Source organism: Pseudoalteromonas sp. SK18 (assembly GCF_001974855.1).
In the GTDB taxonomy this organism is placed as follows: domain Bacteria; phylum Pseudomonadota; class Gammaproteobacteria; order Enterobacterales; family Alteromonadaceae; genus Pseudoalteromonas.
Map to the genome: position 1 here is coordinate 1 of NZ_MTQB01000054.1, position 1,955 is coordinate 1,955.

3 protein-coding genes and 1 pseudogene are annotated in these 1,955 nt (G+C 38.5%); 3 read left to right on the forward strand and 1 reads right to left on the reverse strand.

From position 1 onward, the window contains the following. Positions 1-207: 207 nt before the first annotated feature. From BW139_RS18635 to BW139_RS18065, 3 genes are read left to right on the forward strand one after another with little or no spacing between them, the layout of a single operon-like run. Complete coding sequence (locus BW139_RS18635) at positions 208-357, forward strand: hypothetical protein (RefSeq protein ID WP_254844990.1); 150 nt, start codon at positions 208-210, stop codon at positions 355-357. A 10-nt stretch (positions 358-367) separates the two neighbouring features. Further along, positions 368-739: a hypothetical protein gene (locus BW139_RS18060; protein ID WP_008467865.1), complete on the forward strand. Its 372-nt coding sequence runs from the start codon at positions 368-370 to the stop codon at positions 737-739. Positions 740-789: 50 nt separating this feature from the next. Beyond that, positions 790-1,140 (forward strand): hypothetical protein, encoded by a 351-nt coding sequence (locus tag BW139_RS18065; protein ID WP_004589646.1) that lies wholly within the window; start codon positions 790-792, stop codon positions 1,138-1,140. Positions 1,141-1,356: 216 nt separating this feature from the next. Here the strand turns inward: BW139_RS18065 and BW139_RS18070 are convergent. Beyond that, positions 1,357-1,827: pseudogene (locus tag BW139_RS18070) on the reverse strand (MauE/DoxX family redox-associated membrane protein); the annotation flags it as partial. Positions 1,828-1,955: the final 128 nt, after the last annotated feature.

Below are 1,955 nucleotides of genomic sequence, written 5' to 3' on the forward strand. Positions count from 1 at the left end.
AGCAAAAGCTGCTGCCACTGTGCGCTTGTTCTGTAAGTTTTCATCACCTGCTCCGAATTTATCATTGAGCAGGTATTTTTAGATAATCAGAACATCGATGCTAGGTGTGGTTCGCTAGACGCTTACATTAAAACTGAAAAAGATCCTGAAAAGCAACAGCAGATGATGGTTGAACATCACCGTTCAATGATGAAGATGATGCAATCCATGCACAAAAACATGGAAGAAATGCCAATGCATCAACAAATCAAGATGGCTGAACATCATTTAGAAATGATGGGGAACATGATGCCGCAGATGAACCGTAAAATGGAAGAAATGAAAGATAGCAATCAACAGCATTCACACAAACATTAGGAGAAAAATTATGAGCGATTTAAATCATAGAGTTGGCGTTAAAGAGCAAAATTTAGTTGTTCGAAACCTAAAGCTTAGCAATGTCACAGAAGAAAGCTGTGACGAGTTAGTAAAAGAAATAGATCAGCTTTTTGGTATAGATGAAGTTAGTTACAACATCAAAGAAGGTGAAATACACCTTGCCTATGATGCCGCAAACGTAAGCCTTGATGGGATTGAGGAGGTAATCCGTAAGTATGGCGCAGATGTTCATGATGATTGGTGGACACATACTAAAGAAAGTTACTATAAATTTGTTGATCAGAACATCAAAGATAACTCTGTTCATAAGCCTTGGAGTTGTCATCAAGCACCTTCGGGGGCTGGCCGGAAAAACAAATGAATTCATAAAAAAGTGTATAGATAATTAGTTAGTCAAATGAGGTAACAGTGATGAAAACACCCTATATAAAAGCTCTTTTATTGCTTACATTCGGTTTATATTTAGTGGGTTGTTCCAATACCACTTTTTATCATAAATACATGATGAGAGGTCAGGTAGTAGAAAGTTCTGATAATCGAACTCTAATCTGTATTGGTGCTAAGCATGGCGCAGAGGTTGGGCAAAAATACAGTGTTATTAGATTCCATGAAAGAATAGTATTGAGTGAAGGTGAAGATCCCTACACTATCGAAAAGGTAGGAACGGTACAAATTACTAAAATTGTGAATGATCATTTCGCAACTGTAAAGCTAGTGTCTGGTGACATTGCAGCGAAAGATATGGTGGAACTTGAAAACTAATAAAGTGGTGGCGAAAGCCACCACAAGAGCATAACAATAAAACTTAATGAAAAAGCTTTAGTGTTATTTTGTACAACCTTTGAGATTGTTTGCTCAGTTCTGGTTATCTTGATGCCAGTACGACAGAAAAAATGTTACATATGGATTAGAAAGGTGTGGGCTGGCATCCTAGGTCTAATCTTAACAGTTAAGGGGCCGCCGAATAGAGCTATACCTTTACATCAGCAGCATAATCAATGCTCCCGCGATCATAAATAAGTTTTCAGATAGCGATACAAATCCAAGTGGCACACTGCTATCGCCGCCTACACAGGCACACTTTAACTGGCGTTTGTCAATGTAAACGGCTTTGAAAACTGAAATTGCTCCAACTGTGCCGATAAACAATGAAAATGGTGCCACTGCGAGAGGCTGTAGTTGGGCAACCATACCAATACCTGCATATGCTTCAATGAAGGGATAAATATAACTATATCTTATCCATCTCATCGCTAGTAAATCATAAGTAATAAACGAATTTGTGAAACTGTATAGGTCTTTCAGTTTTTGCACCGCTAAGAGCGTCATTGAAAAAGCTATAAATAGCATCAGTGTTCTGATGGAGATAAATGAGCCGGAAGCAAAATGTTGAGATGCGACAGCAAGAAGTGCAGCTATCGAGAAAATGGCTACAACTGGCGTGTAGGTTGGTAGTGTTTAGAAATCTGTGTCATTTCAGTATTATTAAGAAAACAGGAGTGACACATGACTCAATCTTTCGACTTCAACAAAGCATTAGCTGAACTTCAAGCTGGTAAAGGCCTTACTGGCGAAGA

Bases quoted from the DNA above. Each gene is read 5' to 3' on its own strand.
- BW139_RS18060 (WP_008467865.1), top strand. From the start codon at position 368: ATGAGCGATTTAAATCATAGAGTTGGCGTTAAAGAGCAAAATTTAGTT.
- BW139_RS18065 (WP_004589646.1), top strand. From the start codon at position 790: ATGAAAACACCCTATATAAAAGCTCTTTTATTGCTTACATTCGGTTTA.
- BW139_RS18635 (WP_254844990.1), top strand. From the start codon at position 208: ATGCACAAAAACATGGAAGAAATGCCAATGCATCAACAAATCAAGATG.